Source organism: Streptomyces sp. WG5, from assembly GCF_049974565.1.
Taxonomy (GTDB): domain Bacteria; phylum Actinomycetota; class Actinomycetes; order Streptomycetales; family Streptomycetaceae; genus Streptomyces.
On sequence record NZ_JBNGGC010000013.1, the window covers coordinates 33,640 to 56,033 of the forward strand.

Below are 22,394 nucleotides of genomic sequence, written 5' to 3' on the forward strand. Positions count from 1 at the left end.
TCTCCGCCAGGCCGGAGGCCCGGGCTGGCGGAAATCGGACATGGCGTTCAGCGGGGCGGCTACAGCTACCGCACGCGGCCCCGCTTGGCCTCCATCGCCGCCTTGCCGATGGCGCCCCGGCGCTTCCACTCCTTGCGGATCTCGGCCCGCAGCCGGGCATCGGTCTTGGCGACGATGCGCTGGTTCTCCCGCATGAGCTTGCGGTAGCTCTCCAGGCGCCGCACGGACAGCTCACCGGTGTCGATGGCGGCGGCGACGGCGCAGCCCGGCTCGCTCTCGTGGGCGCAGTCGTGGAACCGGCAGTCACCGGCCAGTTCCTCGATCTCGGCGAAGACCTGCCCGACCCCGGTGCTCGCGTCCCAGAGCCCGACGCCCCGCAGCCCGGGGGTGTCGATCAGCACTCCCCCGCCGGGCATCACGAGGAGGTTGCGGGTGGTGGTGGTGTGCCGGCCCTTGCCGTCGACGTCCCGGATGGCCTGCACCTCCATGGCGTCCTCGCCGAGCAGCGCGTTGGCGAGGGTGGACTTGCCCGCGCCGGACTGCCCGAGCAGCACCGCCGTACCGCCGGAGACGACGGCGCCGAGGACGTCGAGACCCTCCCCGTGCGCGGCGCTGACGGACAGCACCGGCACGCCGGGCGCGGCGGTCTCCACGTCCTGGACGAGGTGCGCCAGGGTCACCGGGTCGGGGACGAGGTCGGCCTTGGTGAGCACGACCAGGGGCTGCGCCCCGGACTCCCAGGCGAGCGCGAGGAAGCGTTCGATCCGGGCGAGGTCGAGTTCGGCGGCGAGCGACACGGCGACGATCGCGTGGTCGACGTTGGCCGCGAGGATCTGCCCCTCGGACCGCTTGGAGGAGGTGGAGCGCACGAAGGCCGTACGGCGCGGCAGGTACGTCCGTACGTAGCGCGGGCTGCCGTCCGGTTCGACGACGGCCCAGTCGCCGGTGCAGACGACGCGCAGGGGGTCGTGCGGAGTGACGAACGCGGTGTCGGCCCGCAGGACTCCGTCGGCGGTGACGACGTCGCACTGACCGCGGTCGACCCGGACGACCCGGCCGGGCAGCAGCCCTTCGGCGGCGTACGGGGCGAACGCGTCGGCCCAGTCCTCGTCCCAGCCGTACGGCACGAGTGGATGCGAGGAGGAGGACGGGAACGAGCTCGGGAGAGACGAGAAAGACAAGGGGTGACCCTTCACAGGGGTGGCCCCGGCACCGCGCTCACGAGCGCGGGAAGGAGTTGAGGTCAGCCGGCGGCCACGGAGGTGGACTTGACGAACTTCCGGATGCGGGCAACGCCCATCGCGACGACAGCCATCGGTCGACACCTCCCAGATCAGTCACACACTCGAACAGTGGCGGCAGAGCGGCCACGGGAACGGACACAACCCTAGCCACCCTCCCGGGGACGCACCAGCGATTTACCGGCGCCTCGCTCCGGTGCCGCGGGGTCACACGGCCCGCGGTCGGCGCGCGGCACGGGGCCGGGCACGAGACCGCACTCGCCGGCGCTGCTCGGACGGGCGACGAACCGGAACAGGTCGGGAGCGACTCGACGCGCACCTCTCTGCCCGGGGCCCGTCACGCCCGGCGGGAGCCGCCTGGCGTGACGGGCCGTGCGTCGGCCGCCCGGCCCTGTGCTCAGCCCCTCTCGCCCGGCTTGCGCAGGACTTCGATCACACCGGCGTAGCTGTCGGAGCCGTGGCCGGCTGCCTTGGCGCGTTCCATCGTCGACTTGAGGAGCGCCGGCAGCGAGGTGTCGACGCCCCGGGCCTGCGCGGCGTGGACCAGGTGGTCGATGGTCGCGATCTGTACGTCGATGGTGGCGTCGTCGCCCGGGTAGCGGCCGGCATCCACCTGGGGCGCGTATGTGGTCATGAAGCCGGTGACCGCGGTGAGCCAGCGGATGGCGACGGGGGTGAACGCGGCGGCGTCGACGCCGTCGGCTCCGGCCAGGGCCGTCCCGTGCAGCCAGCCGGTCAGCGTCGACCACATGAGACCGAGCAGGGCCGCGTCGTAGAGGGACGCGAGGCCGGGATCGGTGCCGAGGTACACGGGGTCACCCAGCGCCTCCAGAACCCCGCGGTGCCTGTCGAGGACGGCCGGCGAGCCACTGTAGAGGAACATCATGTTCGGGTCGCCGACGCCCGGCGGGGTCGTCATGATCCCGCCGTCCAGGTGGTCGGCCCCGTGCGAGCGCAGCCACCCGTCCAGCTCGCGGGCCTGCTCGGCGCTCCCGGAGGTGACGTTGACCACCGCGCGGCCGACGAGGGCACCGGCAGCGGGGTCCAACACGCCGCGCAGCACGTCGTAGTCGAAGAGACAGGGGATCGTCAGCCGGCTCGCGGCAATGGCCTCTTGGGGAGTGGCCGCCGGCCGAGCGCCTCGGTCGACCAGGGCGCGGGCCTTGTCGGGCGTGCGGTTCCACACGGTGACGGAGTGCCCCCGGTCGAGCAGTGCGGTGGCGAGTGCGGAGCCCATGGACCCGAGTCCGATGACGGTGACGGCCTGCTGTTCGTTGGTGCTGGACATGCTTCAACTCCTGCTGGTTCCGTGATGTCCGAGGTGGGCGTGGCCCGGTTCGCCGTGCACCCGGGAGTGCCGCCCATCGGTCCCACCACGCTCGCAGGGCGGGCCGGTCCGGGACAGTGACAGCAGTGACAGCGACCACCAAAATCGTGCCGTTACGCTGGCGGGGTGAGCGTTGGTTCAGTCGCCGTGGTCGTGACCGAGGAGATCGACGTCCCCGCCTGGGACCTCTACGAGTTGAGCATTCCGTGCACGGTCTTCGGCAAGCCGCAGCCCGACCTGGCGGATCCCTGGTACGACTTCCGCCTGTGCAGCCTCGGCGACGGGGGCGCCGGGCCGGAGGACGGGGGGCCGGGCCCGTCCGGGTTCTCGGTCCGCACTCCGTACGGCATCGACGACATCGTGGGCGCCGACACCGTCATCGTCCCGTCCGTGCCCGACGCCTGCGTCGACGAGGGCCGGCCCCTGCCGCAAGGGCTCGTCACCGCGCTGCGCCGGGCGTACGACGCGGGGGCCCGCGTGGTCTCCCTGTGCAACGGCGCCTTCGCGCTGGCCGAGGCGGGGCTTCTCGACGGCCGCCGTGCCACCGCGCACTGGATGCACGCGGCCCAACTCGCCGAGCGGTACCCGAAGGTAGAGGTGGACGACTCGGTCCTGTACGTGGACGAGGGCAACGTCCTGACGAGCGCCGGGCTCACCGCGGGCCTCGACCTGTGCCTGCATCTCGTACGCCGTGACCTCGGCGCGCACATCTCCAACCAGCTGGCCCGCCGCATGGTCGTCCCCGCCCACCGCCCCGGCGGGCAGGCGCAGTTCATCGACATGCCGATGCCCGCGACCGACGACGCCGGCCTCGCCCCGGTACTCGCATGGGCTCGGGCCCACCTGAACGAACCACTGACCGTCGAGGACCTGGCCCGGCGCGCGGCCCTGAGCCCGCGCACGTTCTACCGCCGCCTCCAGGCCGCCGGCGGGACCACACCCCTGCAGTGGCTCCTCAACGAACGGCTCACCCTCGCCCGCAGCCTCCTCGAGTCCACGACCCTGCCCATCGAGCAGATCGGCACCGTCACCGGCCTCGGCACCGCCAACAACTTCCGCCACCACTTCCGCAAGCACGTGGGCGTCTCCCCCAACGACTACCGACGAGCGTTCCCGCCACCACGCGCACGACGAAGCGGCGTGACACCCGGCTCCCCCTCCCCGTCCGAACGAGGCCGTGCGCCTTAGTCCGGCGGTCGGCAAGCTCGTGGCAGCGCCCGGCAGGCGGGCACGGACGGGACGGACGGCGCGCGGTGCGCTCCGTGCCGCCCCGAGGGCCCTCTCACGGGCTCGCCCCGGCCGCCGGACAGGCGTCGACGGGGCCCAGGGAGACGATGTCCGCCAGACGCACCGTCACCTCGCCCGTCTCCGTCTTGAGCACCAGTCCGCCGTCGGTGACTCGCAGGGACTGCCCGCAATGGGCGGCCGAGGAGGTCCGCACGAGCAGCCGCGGCCCCTCCTGGACCGGGCCGTACCAGGTGAGCGCGACCGCTCCCACCAGCGCCGCACCGCAGACCAGGGTGAGGAGCACGCCCAGCCGCAGCGCGCGTACGGCGCGCAGCGTCTCCACGTGCGCGTCGGCCCGGAGCCGGGCGGCGGCCGGTGCGGTGTCCGGCGCGAGGGAGACCATGCCGGGCGCGCCGTGGGCCGCGCGCAGCAGCAGGAGGGCGCCGGCCGTGCCGCACACCAGGGAGGCCAGGAGCGCACCGCCGACCAACACACCGTAGGGCGCGGCGAGTTTGCTGACGTCGGTCCGTCCCTTGATCAGGCCGAAGCCGAGCAGGCCGACGAAGAGGCCGGCCAGTCCGTGCCGCCAGGCGTACGCGGCCTCCCGGACGCGGGGCAGTTCGGCGGCCAGCAGGTCCACGGTCCGGCGGGCCGCGTCGCGGTCGGAGGGCGTCGCCGGGGGTCCGGGAACAACGCGCCGGCCGGCCGTCACACGCGCTCCAGCCGTACGTTCCAGTAGGCGCCGCAGCCGGTCTCGCCCTCGGGGCGGCCGGGATGCGCGGTCTCGCACGTGCAGATGACCGGGATGCCGTCCGCGCGGCGCGACGGTCCGCGGAACGCGCGCCGGACGTGGAGGTAGGTGCACGCGCAGCCGCACCGCGGGCACCGTCCGCTGAGCACCAGCGTCTCCTGGTTGACGGGCACGACGTCCAAGGCGTCCGTGTACGTCGCCGCGTAGTCGGCCCGCGTCGTCTCCCGGTAGGCGACGGGCTCCCGGTCTCCCGGCGCCGAGCCGGCCGGATCCGGAACCGCCGGAGCCTGACCGGCCGGATCCGGACCGGCCTGAGCCTGACCGGCCGTGTCGGTGCCCGTGTCCGCGTCCGCGTCCGCCATGTGTGCCTCCTCGCACCACCGCGTGCCTGCCGGGCACTCGTCGGCCCGGATCCCCGCCAGGACATCACGGGACGCCCCGCGTCGACGGGCCGCGACCGGGAAACGTCCGGTTCGGACGGAGAGTGGTCGGCTGCCGGGCGGCAATCGGTCGATCTCCGGTCGGGCGGCGGCGGCCCTCGCCAACCGGCCGTGCCGGACCGCACGGACGGGCATGATGAGTACGGGAGGGAACACCGGATGGACGACGCCGCGCACGACGCACACGCCCCGCACCACTCGGACGACTCACCGGCCGGCGCACGCGCCGAGGCCGCCCTGGCCGGGACTGCGGGCTGCACCGTCCCCTTCCGTGCCGGGGAGCACAGCGGCCCCAGCGGCCCGGAGTTGGACGCCCGGATCGACGAACTGTCCCTCCTCGCCGACGAGTCGGGGCGGACGCCCGGCCAGGACGTGCTCCGGGCCCGGCTCAGGGCACGGCTCGGGACGCTGGTCGCCACACGGTACGTCCTCGGACAGCGTCCGCAGGACCGGCTCCAGGCCCGCGAGCTGCTGCAGGAGGCCCGCGAGTCGGCGCTGCTCGACGCGGAGTGCCGCGGCACCGCGCGCCGCGATCTCGTCGCCCTGCTGGGGTCGCGGCTGGTGCGGTTGGAGACGGAGGTGCGGGAGGCGGGGGTCGACGCCTCGGACGGTCTGCGGCTGGACGACGTGCGCATGGCCATGGAGGCCGGCAGGCCCGAGCGGTACGGCGGCTCCGGCCTTCCGGAGGACTCCCAGCTGCTGCTCCACCTGCTGCTGGCGAACGACTCGGGGAACCTGAGCCCTGAGCAGCGGGAACACTTCCTCCTGCTCGGTACCGCGCTGGAGGCGATGCAACGCGACGACATGCACGGCGTGTTCGCCTCGGCCGAGCGGCTGGTGCGGTCCGGCCGGCACGAGGGTTCCTTCCTGCCCCGTCTGCTGAACTCCGTACTGCCCACCCTGCTGTCGCTGCTGCCGCACGACCGCGCGGCGGACGCGAAGGAGCAGACTCCGGACCCGGAGGGCGGCATGAGCGCCCTGTGGGAGATCCTGGCCCTGACCGAGGCGCAGGACCCCGGAACACTGGCCCCCGCCGAGCTGCCCAAGCTCCTCGGCGCCCTGACGGGCCGCGAGGACGCCGGGCCGGACGACTCCTCGCTGTCCGCCCGGATGATCGCGGCCATGCTCCACTTGGCGCAGGCCACCCGCACCGGCGACATGACGGGCATGAACGCCGGGCTGAAACTCGTGCACGAGGCGTTCACGGCCGGCGAGTTCGACGCGGACCAGCTCACCGACTGGCTGCCGGGCGTCACGGCCGGCATGCTCGCCGGAGCCTCGATGACCGGAGGCAGTCTGCAGGACGAGGAGCTGGCCGACGCCATTCTGCGCGATCTCGACCGGACCGGCGGTCCGCCGGGCGGCCAACTGGCGATCACGCTCCGCGCGTGCGGCCATTTCCTGCGGCTGCAGATCGCCCTGTCCCGGGCGTCGGACAGCGGCGACCCCGACGCCGTCGAGTCAGTGCTGCTCGAGCTCCAGGAACTGGACGACGTGCTCGCCGGGGCCGAGGAGTGGGTGACGGTGATGCACTCGTTCCTGCTGGGCTCGGCATCCCTGGCGATGGCGCTGCTCAGCCGGGCGACGGAGGACGTCCGCACGGCCGTGCACCACTTCGAGCAGGTCATGGAGCAGTCGGTGGACATCCCCGCGCTCCGGACCCTGCTGGACGCCTCCTGGGCCCCGCTGCTGGCGCTCACCGCGGTGGTGGAGAAGGACCCGAGCCGCCTCGCCGCGGGCATCGAGCGCACCCGGTCCACGCTCGAGGGCCCCGGAGTCACCTTCGACTTCGAGTCCCGGGTACGGAGCGCGCTCGCCATCGCCCTGGAGACGCTGTACGACCTCACGGGCGACCCGGCCGCCCTGGACGAGGCCGTGGCGGAGCTGCGGCAGGCCCGGTCGGCGCTGCCGCCGGACGCTCCGGGCAACGCCGCCGTCCACGGATCGCTGGCGAAGGCCCTGGCCGGCCGGGCGGGCACGCGGCCCGGCACTCCCGAGGCCACCGAGGACCTGCGTGCCGCCGTGGGTGCGGCCCGGGACGCGCTGCGGGCCACGGCGGACGACGTGCTGCTGCAGGCCGGGGTGCACCACGGACTGCGGATGGCCCGGCAGGGTGCCGACCGGGGACGCGCGGCTGCCCTGTGGGCCCTGCGGATCGGGGACCCGGAGGAAGCGGTCGGCTGTCTGGAGGCCGGCCGCTCGCTGGTGCTCCGGGCCGCCGCGGTGTCCTTGGGCGTCGCCGACCGGCTGGCCGCGCTCGGCGCGCGGGACCTCGCGGAACGCTGGCGCACCACCGCGCCGGCGGGCGAGGCCCCGGCCGCCGACGGGGTGTCCCGCTCCCCGCTCGACGAGCTGCTGTCCGGATCGCCCGGCGGGCCCTCGCTCCCCGGCGACCTGCGGCGCGAGTCGCTGGCCCTGCTGCGCGGCCGGGAGCGGCCGGCCGACGAACCGTCGGCCGAGACGGTGACCGCACTGCGCGCCGGGCTGGCGCGCTCCGGGGCGGACGCCCTGGTCCATCTGCTGCCGGGCTCCGGTGCCGAGGACGGCGCGCTGCTCCTCGTCACCCCTCACGGGCCGGTCGGCGTGGTCCGGTCTCCGGAGCTGTCCGGTGACGGCCGGGCCCCGGTGAGGGACTTCCTGGCGGCCGGGGCGGCCCGGCAGCGGCTGGAGTCGGCCGACGTGGAGGTGTCGCACCAGGAACGCGACCGGGCGGACCGGGCCTGGTCGACGGCGCTCACCGCGCTGTGCGACTGGGCCGGTGGCGTGGTGGGCCCGGTCCTGGACCACCTCGGCCTCTGGGAACGGGCCCTGCACGAATCCGGGCTCACCCGTCACCCGGCGGACGCGGAGGGTGCGCGCGGGGCCGCCCCGGACGGCAGGCGCTCCGCCGACGGGCAAGGCACACGCTCCCCCGGCCCGGAGGACGCACGCTCCCCGGACCCGGAGGACTCAGGCTCCCCCTCCCCCGGCCCGGAGGACTCGGGCTCCCCCGGTGCCGAGGGTGCGCGCGGGGCCGCCGTACGGCTGGTGCTGGTGCCCTGCGGTGAGCTGGGGGTGGTGCCGTGGCAGGCGGCCGTGGTGCGGCCGCCCGCCGGGGCCGGCGGCCCGGACACCGTGCGGCTGTGCGAGGTCGCGGTCGTCTCCCACGCGGCCTCGGGGCGGGAGTTCCTCCGCGCGTCGGCACGGCGGCGCATGCGCCCGGCCGAGCGGCCCGCCCTGGTCTTCCACGGGCACGACCTGATGTGGGGGGAGGAGGAGGTCGAGGTCCTCCAGGAGCGGTACTACCCGGATGCCGAGCACCTCACCGAGTCGTACGGCACCACCCCCACCCCGGAGGCGGTCCTGGGACTGCTCGGCGCGCGGGACGACGCTCCCGCCTCGCTGGTGCACCTCGCCTGCCACGGGCTGGCCGGGCCCGACCCGACCACCTCCGCCCTGCGGCTGGCCCCGCCCCCGGCGGCCGCGGCGGACGGCGCCGTCAGCGCCGATCTCACCCTCAGCACCCTGCTGGACACCCCGTCCGGCGGCGCCTCGCCCCAGGCACCGGGCCCGCTGGTGGTGTGCAGCGCGTGCGAGACGGACCTCACCACCCGCGACCACGACGAGGCCCTGACGGTGACCTCGGTCCTGGTCCACCGGGTCGCGGCCGACGCCATCGGTTCCCGGTGGCGGGTCCCCGACGGCAGCTCCGAGATCCTCATGCTGGTCCTGCACGACCGGCTCGCCGCGGGGCTCGCACCGCCGGACGCCCTGCGGGCCGCACAGCGCTGGATGATCACCCCGCCGGACCTGCGTCCCGCGGTCGCCGGGCTGACGGACGTCTCCGGCTACCGGCTCCGCCAGGACTTTCGCGAACGGCCCGAGACCTGGGCCGCCTTCGTCCACCAGGGCAATCCCGCCCCGGCCGCACCGACCGAGACCGCCCAGGGGGGAATCCGGTGAATCCGACCGACCTGCTCGTGTCCCTGAAGGAGAACGCCCGCCTCCTGCCGGGCGAACTCGACGAGGAATCCCGGCGCAAGGTCGTCGCCGCGCTGCGCCTGCTGTACGACGAGACCGTCGCCGGCCGGGTGCCGGGCACGGCCCGCGCGCTGCGCCGGCTGGTGCGCGCGCTGGCGGTGCTCCCGCCCGGCCATCCCGTCGCGAAACACCTCGACGGCCCGCGGTACGCCACCGGGGCCCCGAGCGTTCCGTCCGCCGCGCTCGTGGCGGATCTGATCGGCGTCCTGGACGAAGCACCGGCCGGGCCGGAGGAGCTGCGGCGCTCCGCCCGCGCTCGCCTGCTCGCCGCCCCGGCCCTGTCGCCGCAGGAACACGCGGGCCTGCTGGCCCGCGTGCCCGACGGCGGGCCGGAGCCGCCCGGTGTGATCCGGCTCAACGACCCGGGAAACGGTCCGCGTTACCCGCGGTTCCAGTTCAGGCCGGGCACGGCCGAGCCGCTGCCCGTCGTGCGGCGCATCAACGAGCTGCTGCGCGCCGACCGGGACCCCTGGGGCGCCGCCGACTGGTGGCTGGGCGGCAACGCGTGGCTGCGCGGGGTTCCGGCGGAGCTGCTCGGCACCCTGCCGGACGAGGACCTGGTCGAGGCCGCCGCCGAACTGGTGGAGGGTGGCTGATGGTCGGTCAGATTCCGCCCGAGGGCGTGACCATGGAACCGCTGTGCACCGAGCTGCCGGCGGGGTCCCTGCTCTGGCGCTGCCACGAGGCCCGGTACGGCGTGGGGCAGTACAACCCCCGTACGGCACACGAGCACTTCAAGGGAAGCCGCTTCGACTCCACCGAGAAGGACCCGTACCCGTACCTGTACGCCGCGCTCGATCCGGTGACCGCGCTCGCGGAGGTGCTGCTGAGGTCGGTGGAGTTCGACGAGCGGGCGGCCGTCCGGCAGGTTCCGTGGGCGCAGGCGTCCCGGTACCTGCTCTCGGCGGTCCGTACGGTCTCGGACGTGACGCTGGTCGACCTCACCAGCGCGGAGGGCCTGGCGGCCGTGTGGCAGGACGACTGGCTGGTGACGAGCATGGAGTACGCGCAGACCCGGTACTGGGTCCGGCTGATCCGTGCGAACAGCCGGGAAACGCAGGGGTTGTGCTGGACGTCCAAGCGCTGCATGCCGCGGAAGGCCCTGCAGTTCTTCGGGGACCGGTGCCCCGAACCGCTCTTCGCGTCCCGGCCGGAGGAGTGCTACCGGCTGGACTCCGCCACCGGCCTGGCAGAGGTCAACCGGCTGCTGGGCCCGCTGCGGGCGGTGATTTCGGAGCCCGAGTTCTGACCGGTGGAATGCGAACCCACGGGCTCCGCCGACGGGGCTCCGGCCGACCGCCCCGCCGCGGCACCGGCGGGTCGGCCGCGGCACCGGTCCCCCGGTCGGTGGCAGTCGGTCCAAGGCCGTCGCCCGGACCCCCGCCCGGTCGGGCGGGGGTCCGGGCGACGGCCGTCCGGGCGGTCGGCGGTCAGCGCCGTCCGGCGGCCGGCAGCAGCGGCCAGGTGTCGGCGAGCTTCATGGCCGCCTCCGTCACCGCCGGGTCGCCGGATCCGGTGACCAGGCCGTTCAGGTAGGCCGCCGCCGCCGCGTCGTACAGCGCGTGCACGGCACGGATCCGCTGCTCCGTCGCCTGCCGGCGGTCCTCCCGCCGCGCCTCGGCCGTGTTCCGCGTGGCCCGTGCCCGTTCCGTCGCCGCGACGCTCTCCTCGCGGCGCCGCAGGAGTGCGTCGCGGCGTTCCAGCGCCGTCCGGTAGGCGTCGAGGAAGGGGTGTTCACGGAACAGTCCCAGGAGGAAGCTGATCCCGCCGGACAGCAGCAGGAGGGCGCAGAAGATCGCGGTGACCGTCTGGGGCGCCAGGTCGAGACGGTCGAGCAGGGTGGCGGTCGATCCGGTGTCCGCGCCGGCGAATCCCTCGGCCTCCGGGGGTAGTTCGGTCTCGCCCTCGCTCTGCGTCACGAACTCGGCGCGCAGGATGCCGAAGAGGACGGTCAGCGCCACCCACACCCCGAGCAGGGTGAGGGACGGCAGCCACGAGGCGCGGACGGCGCCGGTCGTGGCCCGCCAGCGCAGCATGCGTCCGGCGAGGTGGGGCAGCAGGACCATGACGAACGCGGCGGCCGCCGCCAGCGTGATGGTCTGGGTGTCGGCGTCGACGCTGCCCACCCCGTGGAACGGCTGGAAGGCCGCCCAGTAGATGGGCGCCTCCACCAGCACGATCGCCAGGAGCGTCACCCACGTCAGCCAGCCGGGCAGCCCGGGCCGTTTGGCCAGTCCCTCCCAGGCGTCGGCGGAGACGTTCCCGACGGCGGCCCGCGCCCCGGTGAACGGCGTGCGGCCCGGTGCCGTGCCGTCGTCGCCGTCACCGTCGGCGGGACGGGGCGCCTCGCCGGTGCGGGGCACCGGCTGGAGGATGTCCGGCTCCTCCTCGGAACGGGTCTGCCGGGCCTGGGCGGGGACGGCCGCGGGCGTGGGCACCCGCCGGCCGGCACCGTCGTCGCCGTCGCCGTCGTCGCCGTCGCCATCGGCGGCGGCGCCGCGGCGGGGTGACGGCACGGCGGGGAAGGTCTGCTCCATCCACCGGGCTTCCAGCCGGGCGCGGATGGCGTCGCGGAAGCGGTTCCAGCGGGTGGTGCGCCGGGCGAGGATGTCCAGTTGTTCCTTGGCGGTGGCGATCTGCTCCTCCGCCTCGCGCAGGCGGTGGTCGAGCAGCGTCGTGTCCGCCGTGCACTTGGTGACCTCGGACTCCGCGCGGGCGTCGTGGAGCTTCTCCTGCTCCTCGGTGAGCCCGGCCTGTTCCCCGATCCTTCCGATCACCCGGTCCCGCACGGAGGCGAGTTCGGCGAAGTAGGGGACGCGGTCTCCGCTCTGCAGCACCCAGGGGTCGAGCACGCCCCGCTTGGCGGCCTTGCCGCCCATGGCGCTCGCGGTCCGCAGCAGTCGCCGCTCGGCCCGGTCGTCGAGGACGGCGGAACCGTCGGACCGCGGTACGGGCACACCGCTGCGGCCGCGGACACCGCTCGGCCGGTCCGCTCCGCGGGGTGCCGGCAGGCTCAGCCGACCGCGCCGCTGGCGGCGCGGTTCACTGGTATTCGTTGTGGACATCGGCCTTCGCCCTCTCTTCCAGGACCTCCATCCAGAACTTCTCGAACCCCTCGTACTCGCTGGCCCGGTCCCCGTACTTCATGCCGAAGCCGACGGGGTAGACGCTCATTCCGCCGATGGCCGGCAGGCCGCGTCCCTCGACCAGGGAGGCGATGGCCTTGTCCCGCCCCGCCTGCGTCGTGAGGTCGGCGTCGCCGATCGAGAACTCGGGGTCGGACTGCTCGAAGTCGCTCACCACGAGCAGCTTGGCCTTCGGGCCGTCGGAGGGCATCACCGAGGCGATGCGGTCCAGCGCGCCCCACACGTCGGAGCCCGGACGCTCCTCTTTGGCGCACTTCAGTTCCTTGAGCGCCTCTGCGGCGGCGCGGGCGCGGGCCTGGCGCCGCTGGCTGTCCTGATCCGTCGTCTCGTCGTGCGGCGGGTCGAGGTCGACCCGGTCCACCTTGCAGGACGAGATCTGGGAGGTGTAGGTGATGGGGGCGAAGTCGACGGTGCCGCACTTCTGTTCCTGGAGGAACGGCAGCAGTTCGCCCTTCAGCTTCGCCTCGGCGTCGAACCCGTTCTTCGTCGCGCCCGCCGAGCCCGAACCGTCGACGACCACTCCGCAGGGTGTGGTGAGCGCCTCGGACTGGGAGGTGCAGGACGCCAGGGCGGCGACCAGGGCGGCCGCCGGTATGAGCGCGAGCAGCCGGCCGCCGCGGGGCGGCCGGGTCCGCACATGTGCTGAGAAGTGCACGGTGACCTTCCTTGTGGAGGGGGAGCTCATCCCCTGTTGCCCGTTCCGCGCGGCGCGCCGCCCCGGGTTGTCTGGCTGTCGAGGATGGCCAGGGCCTGCGCGACGGCCGCGGGATCGGCGGCCGTCGCGGGCGCACCGGGCCCGTACCAGCGGTCGGACAGCAGGCCGTCGTCGACCCGGTGCCAGGTGGCGTCCAGTTCGGTCCGGCCCGGCAGCCATCCGGTGGGGCGTCGCTCCGGGATCTCGCGCGAGCGGCGGGCACGTGTCCAGGCGGCGTCCCAGTAGCAGGTCAGCAGGTGGTTGGCCTCGTCGACGAGGCCCTGGGCGCGGGACCGGCAGACGGTCGCGGAGTTGCGCCAGGCGCCGACCATCTCGCCGTAGCGGGCGAGGGCGGCCGGCGCCGGCGCGCCGCGCACCGTGTACTGGGTGACGACCCGTACGGACTCCGCCTGGATCCGTTCGCTCAGTGCGCGGTTGCCGAGCAGCATGCGCGAACGCAACCGGGTGGTGCTGCGGACGACCTGCGCCCGCACACCCAGCACATAGGGCGGCAGGCCGTCCGTGGAGGGGTGCCGCCCCTCCACGACGTCCGTCAGCGCGTCCAGCAGTCCCGGTGCGTCGCGCCGGCCGTGGCCGCGGGCGACGGCCGTCGAGACGATTCCGATTCTCAGTCTTCGGGCGGTTCCGCCCGTGCGGCCGGAATTGATCATTGGAGCTACCCCCATTCCCCACGTGATCTCCGTGGAGATCGTGGCGCGGTGACGGAGAGAGTAGCGGAAACGATCGCCTCCGGAGAGGCGAAAACAGAGGGGGAATCGACCATTCCGGCGGGCCTCCGAAAAACAACCGGATTCCGTCCGGTATCCGGCCGGGTACAGGCGGGAACACGATTGCGGGCCGGTTCCGGAGCCCGACATACTCGCGGTCAGCACCCGAGGAGGAGCGGTCATGGACGTCCGGATCAGCGGGACCCACTTCCCCCTGGAGGCACTGGGGCCGGGCAGGCGTCTCGGGGTCTGGTTCCAGGGCTGCTCCCTGGCGTGCGCGGGCTGCATGTCCCGGCACACATGGGATGCCCGAGGGGGGACGCACGTATCCGTTTCCGCGCTGCTGGAGTTGTGGGGGGAGGCGTTGGAAAGGGGTGCGGAGGGGCTCACGGTCAGTGGCGGTGAGCCCCTCCAGCAGCCGGACGCGCTGGCCGGGTTGCTGGCCGGCGCGGCCGGTCTGCGGGACGCGGCGGCGAGCGGCTCGGCGACCGGGGCCGGGGCCGGGGCCGGGGGGATCGCCGCGGCCGACCTGCTGGTGTACACGGGGTACGAGCTCGACGAGTTGACGCCGGATCAGGTTTCGGCGCTCCGGCACGCCGACGCCGTGGTCACCGGGCGGTTCCGGGTGGCCGAGCCGACGGGCCTGGTGTGGCGGGGCTCCGCCAACCAGCGCATCCGGCCGTGTACGCCCCTGGGCGTCGTCCGCTACGCGCCGCACCAGGAGCGGGAGAGCACCGGCGCCCGCCTCCAGGCGGTGGTCGACACCGGGACCGCCGTGGGCCTGCGGCTCTACGGGGTGCCGCTGCGCGGCGAACTGGCGGAACTGGAACGGCAGTCGAAGAGCGCGGGAGTGTCGCTCAGCGATCCGAGCTGGCGGCCCTGAGCACGTCGGCGTGGTCCGGTCGGCGCGTCACGAGACGCACCGACCAGGTGGTGTCCTCGCGCAGTTCGCGCCGGACGGCCCACAGCAGCCAGCGGGCGGCGGTCGGGGCGGGCAGGCCGCCACGTCCCGCGCCGATCAGGGGGAAGCAGATGGTGGACAGGGGCAGGGAGAGGGTCGCGCGCTCCTCCCGGGCGAGCGCGAACGAGGCCTGCACGGCCTCGGCCAGTGCGGCGGGTGCGACGTGGTAGCGGTCACCGTCTTCCACGGGGGTGGAGACGGCGGCGTGGTGGATGCGTCGTACGCCGTGCGCGGCGAGCGCGCCGGGAGAGGTGGCGACCACGGTGCCGGGCCGCACCGGCAGGCCGGCCCGGCCGTGGCTGCGGAGCCAGGTGCTCAGCTCGCGCGGCAGGACGTCGTCGACGATCTCCCCGGCGGCGTTGCGGGTGGCGGCGGCCCTGCGCAGCGCCGCGGAGACGGTCGGACGGAAGATCTTGGACATCTCGAGGTAGACGTTCTCCGAGGAGACCAGGATGTCCGCGTCCCGTACGAGTTCCATCGGGCAGACCCGTATCTCGATCCGGGCCGCCACGTGCGCGGGCACCGGGGCGGCGGGCGGCGGATCTGCGAGCAGGGGGGACGCGGCCGGTTCCGGCGCGGTCCGCGACGCGGTGTCCTGCACCGTGCCGCCCGTGCCGTCCGGGCCCGGCCGGGCCGTGGCCTCCCGGGCCAACGCCAGGGCGCCGGTCGCCAGTTCGGCGAGCACCTCGAACTCGTGGCTGCGCCGGAACCGCTCGGTGCTCACCCCGTAGACGGCCGCCGCGGCCTTCCTCCGGTCGGCCGCGGGCACTCCGCGCCGGTCGGCGAAGAGCCCGAAGGTGTGCGCGGCGGCCCGGGCCAGCGGATCGCACCCCGGTCCGTCGTGCAGCGGGCCGCCGCCCGTCAGACGGCGTACGGCCGCCGCCAGCAGCCGCTCGATGCCCTCCAGTTCGTCGTCCTCCCCGCCGCACAGCCCGGCCGCGACGGCGGTGTCCCGCAGCGCTTCCCGGGCGCAGTGCCGGAGCCTGGGCAGGCCGGGCCGCCTGAGGGCCCTCAGTTCGTCGACGAGGGCCTGGTGCGGGGGAAGGGAGCGCATGCGGTGCATGGTAATCCTCGGGGCGCGCGAGGAGAGCGGTCCGGAGTGCGCTCCCTGTGTGCGCCGGTGCGCGCCCGGGTAATTCCGTGGAACACGTTCGTACCGGAATTCCCTTGGGTATTGTCGTGCCACTCCCGCACCCATCATTTGCGGTCGTCCCCGAAGTCGACTTCCCGGAAGGCCGGATGGTGACTGATTTCGTTTCTCCCACGGACGGCGGATTCACCGATGCCCGCCGGACCGAAACCCGCCCCGTGCGCGACGACGTGCCACCGGCGCTGGCCCGGAGATTCGCCCTGGTGAAGCTCCTGAGGGCCGCCGAACGCCCCAGCCAGGCCGTCGTGCTGCGCGTCCGGGAGGCCGACGCTCAGGCAGGCGACGCACCGCTGGTGCTGAAGTGGTACCACCGTATGCACGCCCCGGACCCCGCGGTGGGACGGCTGCTCGGCGAGGAGCCCGGCCCCCACCTGGAACGGCTGGTCGAGGCGGGCCTCGCCGACGGCCACCCCTACCAGCTGTTCCGGTCGCACGGGGAGACCGACCTGCGGGCCTACCTCGACGGGAGTCCCGGCCCCATGCCGCCCGCGAGGGTCGAGGCCGTGGCCCGGCAGCTGCACGCCGCGGTGTCCGCGCTGCACGAGCGGGAGATCGTCCACCGCGACGTCACCCCGGACAACATCATGGTCGAGAGCCGCCGCGGGAACGCGCTGGAGCTGGTGCTCGTCGACTTCGGGGTCGCCGCGTACCGGCCCGACGAGGACCCGGGACCGCGGCGCGCCTGGCGGGGCAAGCCCAAGTACCTCGCGCCCGAGGCCGGCGCCCTCCACCAGACCGTCTCCGAGGCCGGAGACTGGTGGGCGGTCGGCATGATCCTCGCCGAACTCGCCCTGGGGACCCACCCCGTGGACTTCTTCAGCGACGAAGCGGTGCTCAGGGAGATCGCCACGCACGATCCCGACGTCAGCGGCGTACGCGACGGGCGGACCCGCCGGCTGTGCGAGGGGCTGCTGACGCGCGCCCCGGAGGACCGCTGGGGCGCGGACGAGGTCGCGGCGTGGCTCGCCGGGGAGTCCCCGCCGGTCCCCGGCCGTACCCGGGGGCAGGCGCCGGGCACCCCGCCACCGTCCGGCCTGCGGCCCTTCCACTTCCTCGGCGAACGGCACACGGAACCGGAGCACCTGGCCCGGGCCCTGGAGTGCCATCCGTCCGCCACGGACGCGATGCTGGCCGACGCCGAGGACCGCGCCGCCCTGGTGGAGTGGCTCGGCCAGTTCGAGACCGCCGGCGGGCGCAGCCCCGAGGAACTGCGGCGGCTCGCCGTGCTCCGCGGCGAGCTGCGCGAGCCCCCCGGCCCGTTGACCGGCGCCCGGCTGATCACCTGGCTCGGCCCGTACCGCGAGGTGTCCCTGTGGGGCGTGCCGCTGACCGTCGAAGGCATCCGCGCGCTGAGCCGGGGTGCCCGCCGGGACGACTCCGAGGCGCTCGCCCTGGTCCGGCACCTGACGGCGGCGCCGGGAATCCTGACCGTCCTGTCCCGGCGCCCCCGCGGGGAGGACCTGGACGAGGTGCGCGAGCGCTGGGGCGCGCTGCGGGACCGCTGGCCGCACCTGGTCCGGGAACTGCGCCGCGCCCCGGACATCGGCGGACTCGACCGCGTCCGCCGGACCCTCAGGCGGACCCCCGCCGTGGACGCCCGGCTCCTCGAACTGGCCCGTGAACCCGACCGCGCGGCGGCGCAGCTCGCACGGGAGGCCGCCACGGTACGGGGCCGGCTCGCCGCGCCCGTGCCCTGGTTCGACCGGCTCGCGGAGTCCGGCGAGGACGGCGAGCCGCTGCGGCTGCTGGTGGCGGCGCTGCTCGCCGAGCACGCCGTCCGCGAGGCCGCCGAGCGGCACTCGCGCCGGGTCGACGAGGAGGTCCAGCGGCTGATGGACGAGGACACGGACGGTGTGGTGGCCGTCATGCGGCGCATGGACCGGCCACCGACGCTGGCCTGGGCGCTGTTCGGCGCCACCGTGCTGACGGCGCCCTGGTGCTTCGTGATCGCGCTGGCCGACGCGTTCGGCCGCGCCTCCCAGGAGGCGGTCGTCACCGCGTGGGTGCAGACGGTCCCGGCGGCGGCCGCGGTCTTCGCGGCGGAGCTGCTGACCGCCGCGTACATCGGGCCGCCCGCCTACCACCCGCACCGGTCGCTGGCCGGGCTGCTGATCCGCACCGCCGACCGGCCCGCGGGGTTCGTGCGGTCGCGCCGGTTCGTGACGGTGCTGCTCGGCGCGGCCGTCCTGGCCGGTGCGGTGCTGCTCGGCTTCTACGCGCTCGCCGTCGCTCCGTGGGTCTGGCCCCTGGCCAGTGTCGTGCTCCTCGCCGGGTGGAGCGTGCGCCGCTGCCACGCCTGGCGCCGGGAACGGCGCGCCCGGCTGGCCCGCCGCGTGGGCGTGCGGCGCGGCCGGATCGCCGCGCGCCGTGCCTGACGGGCCCGTCCGGCACCGGCATTCCGACACATGTGATCAGAGAACGGGAGGCAGGGGATGAGCGCAGGAGCCGCCTTTCCCACCCTCGACCTGGTGGCACCGGCCGTGGCCTTCCCGGCCCCGGCACCACCGGTCGACCTGTACGCGGTACCCGATGCCGGTGCGGCACAGCTGGGCGACGCCGCCGCCCGGGCGTCCACCCACGCGGGCGACGCCGCCACGCAGGTGTCGGACGCGGTGAGCCACGGGCTGCAGGAGGCGGCCCAGGCGGCCGTGGAGGTCCTCGGCACGCTCAGCGGCGTCCTGCTCGCGGGCCGCGCCGCGATGCTCACCACCCGGGCCCTCGCCTCGGCCGCCGTCCGGGCGGCCGAGGAACAGCGCTGCCTGGAGCGGCAGGAGGCCCTGTCGGCCACCTGCGCCGAACAGTGGGAGGCGGCCGCGTACGCGGTGGTACGGGCGAACGCCCGCAGGACCGCGCTGCTGGCCCGGCACGCGCGCGCCGGCGTCCCGTCCGGCGGCGACCAGGGGCCCCCGCGCCCCGACCTGCCTCCGCCACTGGACCCGGTGGGCCGTCCGCTCGGCGCGCTCCGCGCCGACCTGGCCCGTTTCGAGGAGGCCGTACGCCGGGCCGAGGAGACGCAGACGGCCTGGGAGGTCGGCCGGCTCGCGGACGTGATGGACGACGCGGAGGAGACCGACGACACCTGGCGGCGCCTGATACGGGAACGTCGGGACGCCATGCTGGCCCGCCACATGACGCACCGTGAGCCGGATGCGGAGCGGACCGGTCAGCCCTTCGCGGAACCGCCCCGGGCGACGGCGGACACGGAACGGGACGCCGAGGCCGTCCGCCGGCTCGGCGCGGACATCCTGGCCGCGCTGGATCCGCAGGCGGCGCCGGCCACCGTCGAACTGGCCGTCGCGTCGGTGGGGCGGGCCGCACGGCACGCCGGCGAGAACCCGGCACGGGCCCGCCGCCACCTGGGCGAGGCCCGCAGGTTCGTGCAGGACGCCAACCGGAAGGCACGCGTCCGCCGGGCCGAGGAGGAGTGGGCCGCCGCCCAGCTGGACTTCCTCACCCGCCGCGCCCCCGAGGACACGGAGCCTCTGCCCGAGGCGCCGGACGCGGAGCAGCCCCTGCGCCGGCTCCTGACGGACGGAATCCCGCTCACTGCCGAGGAGCGGCGGCTGGTGGAACTCCGGGTCACCGAACGGCTGACGTATCTGGAAGCCCTGTACGTGCGCACGCAGCTGACCGGGGTGATGGCCGAACTGGCGGAGCGCTACGGCGGCCCGGCGGACGCGACGCGCCCCGAGGGGCAGGAACTGCGACTGGACTGGACCCCGGACGGCTGGGGGCCCGACCACTGGCTCCGGGCGACCCTGGTCCACGGCACGCTGCGCATCGCCACGATGTACCGCGGCGGCGGCCCGGGCGAGCGGCGGCCCGAGGACCTGGCGGTGGACGACGCACGCTGCGCGGAGGCCCGCCACCGGATCGACGAGTTCGCCGTCGTGGCGCGCGAGCTGGGGCTGGACCTGGACATGCGCGTCGAACAGACCGGGGGCGCGCTGCCGGGCCTGCGCGGCGAGGACGGCGCCGTCGCACTGGACGAGGTGCTCGCGGCGGGCGCGCGGAACCGCGCACCGGACCACGGGGCCCCCGCCCGCAAACACCGGACCGTCGGTGACCGGACCCGCTGACACGGCGGGGGCACCCCCATCGGGAAGGACACATGGACCTGCAGAAGGAAGCCCGGTTCCCGCTCTTCGCGGAGGAGCTGGCGGGCACCCTGAGCGTGCACGCGCAGTACGTCCTGTACGGCAACTTCCGCGACCTGCACCTGGTGCGGATCCGCGACCGCGATCATCCGCTGCCGCTGCTGGGGGTGTTGTGGAACCGGTTGCGCCCGCTGGGCTACCAGGCGCTGCTGCTGTGCGACCAGGTATCGGGCATCCAGGTGATGCAGGCGGACGAGACCGTCCGGGAGGCGGTGCTGACGCTCCTGGAACCGCTGGACTTCCCGGGCACCGGTCCGGCACAGACCCAGCGCACGGTGGCGCAGCTGAGGGCGATCGGCGAGGGCTGGGGGCCGGAACGGGCCAAGGTGCGGGGCGACCGCGTACTGCCGCCGCTGCGCGTGGCCCTGGTGATCGACCACGCCTCACGGCTGGTGGGCGACGTGAACCGGCTGACCCCCGAGGAGCGTGACTTCTTCCTCGCCTGCCTCCAGCTCGCGGTCGAGGCCAAGCCCGTACCGGGCCCGCCGGGAGCCACCGGTGACGCGGCCGGATCGCTGTTCAACCCGCTGATCTGGCTGGCCGACGGCGAACGGGACCTGCCGAACTGGCTGCTCACGGGCAGCGAGCGGATCCGCACCGTCGCGGTGCCGGAGCCGGACGCGGACGAGCGGCGGCGGATGGCGCGGCAGCTGCGGCGGGAATACCTGCGCGCCGCGCCGTCCTGGCAGCCGGCCGGGGAGCGGACGACGACCGCGCGGGCGGCCGGCCGCGCGACGGAGGAGGAGGCGGAGGAGGCCGTCGGGGCGTTCGCGCGGGCCGCTTCCGGCATGAACCTCACCGCCATGCAGGAGAGCCTGCGCCTCGCCCTCGCCCGGCGCCTCCCGTTCGACCGGATGCCGGACGCGGTCCGGATCTACCGGCTCGGCGTGGAGCGCAACCCGTGGAGCCGCGACGAGATCCGCCGGCGCATCCTCAAGGGCGAGGACCCCACGGACGAGCGGGCCATTCCGCGACGGGTCCTGGGCCAGGAGGCCGCCGTGGCGATGACCCTCGACATCCTGAAGCGGGCCGCGCTGGGGCTCTCCGGCGCGCAGGCCACCAGCCCCGGGCACCGGCCGCGCGGCGTGCTGTTCTTCGCCGGGCCCACCGGCACCGGCAAGACCGAGCTGGCGAAGGCGGTCGCCTCGGTGCTGTTCGACAGCGACCAGGCGTACCTCCGGTTCGACATGAGCGAGTTCTCCGCGGCGCACTCCGCCGACCGCCTGGTCGGGGCGCCGCCCGGGTACGTCGGTTTCGAGGCGGGCGGTGAACTCACCACCGCGGTACGGGAGAACCCGTTCCGGGTGATCCTCTTCGACGAGATCGAGAAGGCCGACAAGGGCGTCCTCGACAAGTTCCTGCAGGTCCTGGAGGACGGCCGGCTCACCGACGGGCAGGGCGTCACCACGTACTTCAGCGAGTGCGTGCTGATCTTCACCTCCAACCTGGGTGTACAGCGCACCGATCCACAGACCCAGGAGTGGCAGCCGCTGGTGGAGCCGGGCACTCCGTACCCCGAGCTGGAAGCCCTGGTCCGCAGGAACATCAAGGAGCACTTCGAACGGGTCATCGGACGGCCGGAGCTGATGAACCGGCTGGGCGGGAACGTCGTGGTGTTCGACTTCATCTCCCCCCAGGTGGCCGAGCAGATCTTCGATCTCCAGGTCGGCAACGTCCGGCGGCAGCTGGCCGCCGGGCACGGCATCGTGCTGGAACTGACCGACGAGGCGCGCGAGGTGCTGCTCGGCCACTGCACCAAGGACCCGTGGAAGGGCGGGCGGGGCATCGGCATGGTCCTGGAGACCCACCTGATCAACCCGCTGGCCCGCGCCCTGTTCGCCAAGCCCCATCTGGCCCCGGGGGCGGTGGCGCTGGTCTCGGACGTCAGGCAGGACGAGGCCGGACGGGTGGAGATCGCGGTGGACTTCCGGAGCGGCGCGGAGGGCGGGGCGCGATGACGGTGCCCGGCCACGGGGGCGACGACGCGCGCGGGCCCGAGGACGACGGCCTGGACCTGGTCCCGCTGTCCGGTGAGCGTCCGCTCGGGCGCGGCGCCGCGTCACCCGTGGCTCCGCCCGCCGCCGCACCACGCCTCGCCCCGTGTCCGCACTGCGGTGCCCGGCTCCCGGCCGGCACGGCCTCCTGCCCGGCGTGTCTGTCGCCGCTCCGGAGCGGCCCGGCGCCGGCGGGCACCGCGCGGGGGCCGTCCCGGACCACGGCGCTGCGGCTGGTGTTCCGCGGCGCCGGGAACCACCTCGAAGTGCCGCCCGGCGGGAAACTGCGCCTCGGACGGGACCCTGCCTGGGCCCCGGAGGCGGCCGTCCTCCTCGCCGGGGAATCGACGGTTTCGGACCAGCACGCCGACGTCACCCACGGCGCGGACGGCACGGTCTCGCTGACGGAGGTGCCGCAGGGCTCCACCAACGGGGTGCGGGTCAACGACCGGGTCCTGGCCCCCGGCCGGCCGGAGCGCCTCGCGGACGGCGACCGGGTGTGGCTCGGACCGGTGGTCAGCTTCACGGTGCGGATCCCGGGGCAGCCGTCCTGCTGAC

The 22,394-nt window shown here is 74.7% G+C and carries 17 protein-coding genes; 9 read left to right on the plus strand and 8 right to left on the minus strand.

The genetic code is table 11. The annotated features are described in order from the left end of the window. Nucleotides 1–65: 65 nt before the first annotated feature. The gene (rsgA, locus tag ACP4IX_RS15865; RefSeq protein ID WP_426523416.1) at nucleotides 66–1,181 is read right to left on the minus strand and encodes a ribosome small subunit-dependent GTPase A; all 1,116 of its coding nucleotides are present in this window, start codon (nucleotides 1,179–1,181) and stop codon (nucleotides 66–68) included. 457 nt (nucleotides 1,182–1,638) lie between these two features. Continuing rightward, complete coding sequence (locus ACP4IX_RS15870; RefSeq protein ID WP_426555881.1) at nucleotides 1,639–2,529, minus strand: NAD(P)-dependent oxidoreductase; 891 nt, start codon at nucleotides 2,527–2,529, stop codon at nucleotides 1,639–1,641. A 186-nt stretch (nucleotides 2,530–2,715) separates the two neighbouring features. Between ACP4IX_RS15870 and ACP4IX_RS15875 the strand changes: the two genes are divergently transcribed. Next, entirely contained in the window at nucleotides 2,716–3,756 is a 1,041-nt protein-coding gene (locus ACP4IX_RS15875; RefSeq protein ID WP_426555965.1) for a GlxA family transcriptional regulator, read from the plus strand. Between the two features lie 94 nt (nucleotides 3,757–3,850). Here ACP4IX_RS15875 and ACP4IX_RS15880 read toward each other — a convergent pair whose 3' ends face one another. Both ACP4IX_RS15880 and ACP4IX_RS15885 read right to left on the minus strand, forming a co-directional pair. After that, nucleotides 3,851–4,507: a hypothetical protein gene (locus tag ACP4IX_RS15880; protein WP_426555882.1), complete on the minus strand. Its 657-nt coding sequence runs from the start codon at nucleotides 4,505–4,507 to the stop codon at nucleotides 3,851–3,853. Further along, a complete protein-coding gene (locus tag ACP4IX_RS15885) occupies nucleotides 4,504–4,908 on the minus strand; it encodes a hypothetical protein (RefSeq protein ID WP_426555883.1) in 405 nt (134 codons plus the stop codon). Before ACP4IX_RS15885 ends, ACP4IX_RS15880 begins: the two co-directional genes overlap by 4 nt. A gap of 237 nt (nucleotides 4,909–5,145) precedes the next feature. Between ACP4IX_RS15885 and ACP4IX_RS15890 the strand changes: the two genes are divergently transcribed. Genes ACP4IX_RS15890 through ACP4IX_RS15900 form a run of 3 tightly spaced genes read left to right on the plus strand, consistent with a single transcriptional unit; the run spans nucleotide 5,146 to nucleotide 10,255 of the window. Next, nucleotides 5,146–8,928 (plus strand): CHAT domain-containing protein, encoded by a 3,783-nt coding sequence (locus ACP4IX_RS15890; RefSeq protein WP_426555884.1) that lies wholly within the window; start codon nucleotides 5,146–5,148, stop codon nucleotides 8,926–8,928. Continuing rightward, nucleotides 8,925–9,602 (plus strand): hypothetical protein, encoded by a 678-nt coding sequence (locus ACP4IX_RS15895; protein WP_426523411.1) that lies wholly within the window; start codon nucleotides 8,925–8,927, stop codon nucleotides 9,600–9,602. The genes ACP4IX_RS15890 and ACP4IX_RS15895 overlap by 4 nt, the downstream gene beginning before the upstream one ends. After that, entirely contained in the window at nucleotides 9,602–10,255 is a 654-nt protein-coding gene (locus ACP4IX_RS15900) for an RES family NAD+ phosphorylase (protein ID WP_426555885.1), read from the plus strand. The genes ACP4IX_RS15895 and ACP4IX_RS15900 overlap by 1 nt, the downstream gene beginning before the upstream one ends. Before the next feature lie 181 nt (nucleotides 10,256–10,436). Here the strand turns inward: ACP4IX_RS15900 and ACP4IX_RS15905 are convergent, their stop codons facing one another. From ACP4IX_RS15905 to ACP4IX_RS15915, 3 genes are read right to left on the minus strand one after another with little or no spacing between them, the layout of a single operon-like run. Continuing rightward, nucleotides 10,437–12,071: a hypothetical protein gene (locus ACP4IX_RS15905; protein ID WP_426555886.1), complete on the minus strand. Its 1,635-nt coding sequence runs from the start codon at nucleotides 12,069–12,071 to the stop codon at nucleotides 10,437–10,439. After that, the gene (locus tag ACP4IX_RS15910; protein WP_426555887.1) at nucleotides 12,049–12,807 is read right to left on the minus strand and encodes a hypothetical protein; all 759 of its coding nucleotides are present in this window, start codon (nucleotides 12,805–12,807) and stop codon (nucleotides 12,049–12,051) included. The genes ACP4IX_RS15905 and ACP4IX_RS15910 overlap by 23 nt, the downstream gene beginning before the upstream one ends. 26 nt (nucleotides 12,808–12,833) lie before the next feature. After that, entirely contained in the window at nucleotides 12,834–13,517 is a 684-nt protein-coding gene (locus ACP4IX_RS15915; protein ID WP_426523407.1) for a hypothetical protein, read from the minus strand. A 238-nt stretch (nucleotides 13,518–13,755) separates the two neighbouring features. Here ACP4IX_RS15915 and ACP4IX_RS15920 point away from each other — a divergent pair, with 238 nt between their 5' ends. Continuing rightward, on the plus strand, nucleotides 13,756–14,457 hold the full coding sequence (locus ACP4IX_RS15920; protein ID WP_426555888.1) for a 4Fe-4S single cluster domain-containing protein: 702 nt from the start codon (nucleotides 13,756–13,758) through the stop codon (nucleotides 14,455–14,457). Here ACP4IX_RS15920 and ACP4IX_RS15925 read toward each other — a convergent pair. Continuing rightward, nucleotides 14,432–15,589 (minus strand): macro domain-containing protein, encoded by a 1,158-nt coding sequence (locus tag ACP4IX_RS15925; protein WP_426555889.1) that lies wholly within the window; start codon nucleotides 15,587–15,589, stop codon nucleotides 14,432–14,434. The genes ACP4IX_RS15920 and ACP4IX_RS15925 overlap by 26 nt on opposite strands. Before the next feature lie 254 nt (nucleotides 15,590–15,843). Between ACP4IX_RS15925 and ACP4IX_RS15930 the strand changes: the two genes are divergently transcribed. Genes ACP4IX_RS15930 through ACP4IX_RS15945 form a run of 4 tightly spaced genes read left to right on the plus strand, consistent with a single transcriptional unit; the run spans nucleotide 15,844 to nucleotide 22,393 of the window. Then, a complete protein-coding gene (locus ACP4IX_RS15930; protein WP_426555890.1) occupies nucleotides 15,844–18,060 on the plus strand; it encodes a serine/threonine protein kinase in 2,217 nt (738 codons plus the stop codon). Nucleotides 18,061–18,117: 57 nt separating this feature from the next. After that, nucleotides 18,118–19,764, plus strand: a complete 1,647-nt coding sequence (locus ACP4IX_RS15935; protein ID WP_426555891.1) for a hypothetical protein — start codon at nucleotides 18,118–18,120, stop codon at nucleotides 19,762–19,764. A gap of 32 nt (nucleotides 19,765–19,796) precedes the next feature. Beyond that, nucleotides 19,797–21,800, plus strand: coding sequence for an AAA family ATPase (locus tag ACP4IX_RS15940; RefSeq protein ID WP_426555892.1), 2,004 nt, complete (start codon nucleotides 19,797–19,799; stop codon nucleotides 21,798–21,800). Continuing rightward, nucleotides 21,797–22,393 (plus strand): FHA domain-containing protein, encoded by a 597-nt coding sequence (locus ACP4IX_RS15945; protein ID WP_426555893.1) that lies wholly within the window; start codon nucleotides 21,797–21,799, stop codon nucleotides 22,391–22,393. Before ACP4IX_RS15940 ends, ACP4IX_RS15945 begins: the two co-directional genes overlap by 4 nt. Nucleotide 22,394 lies beyond the last annotated feature (1 nt).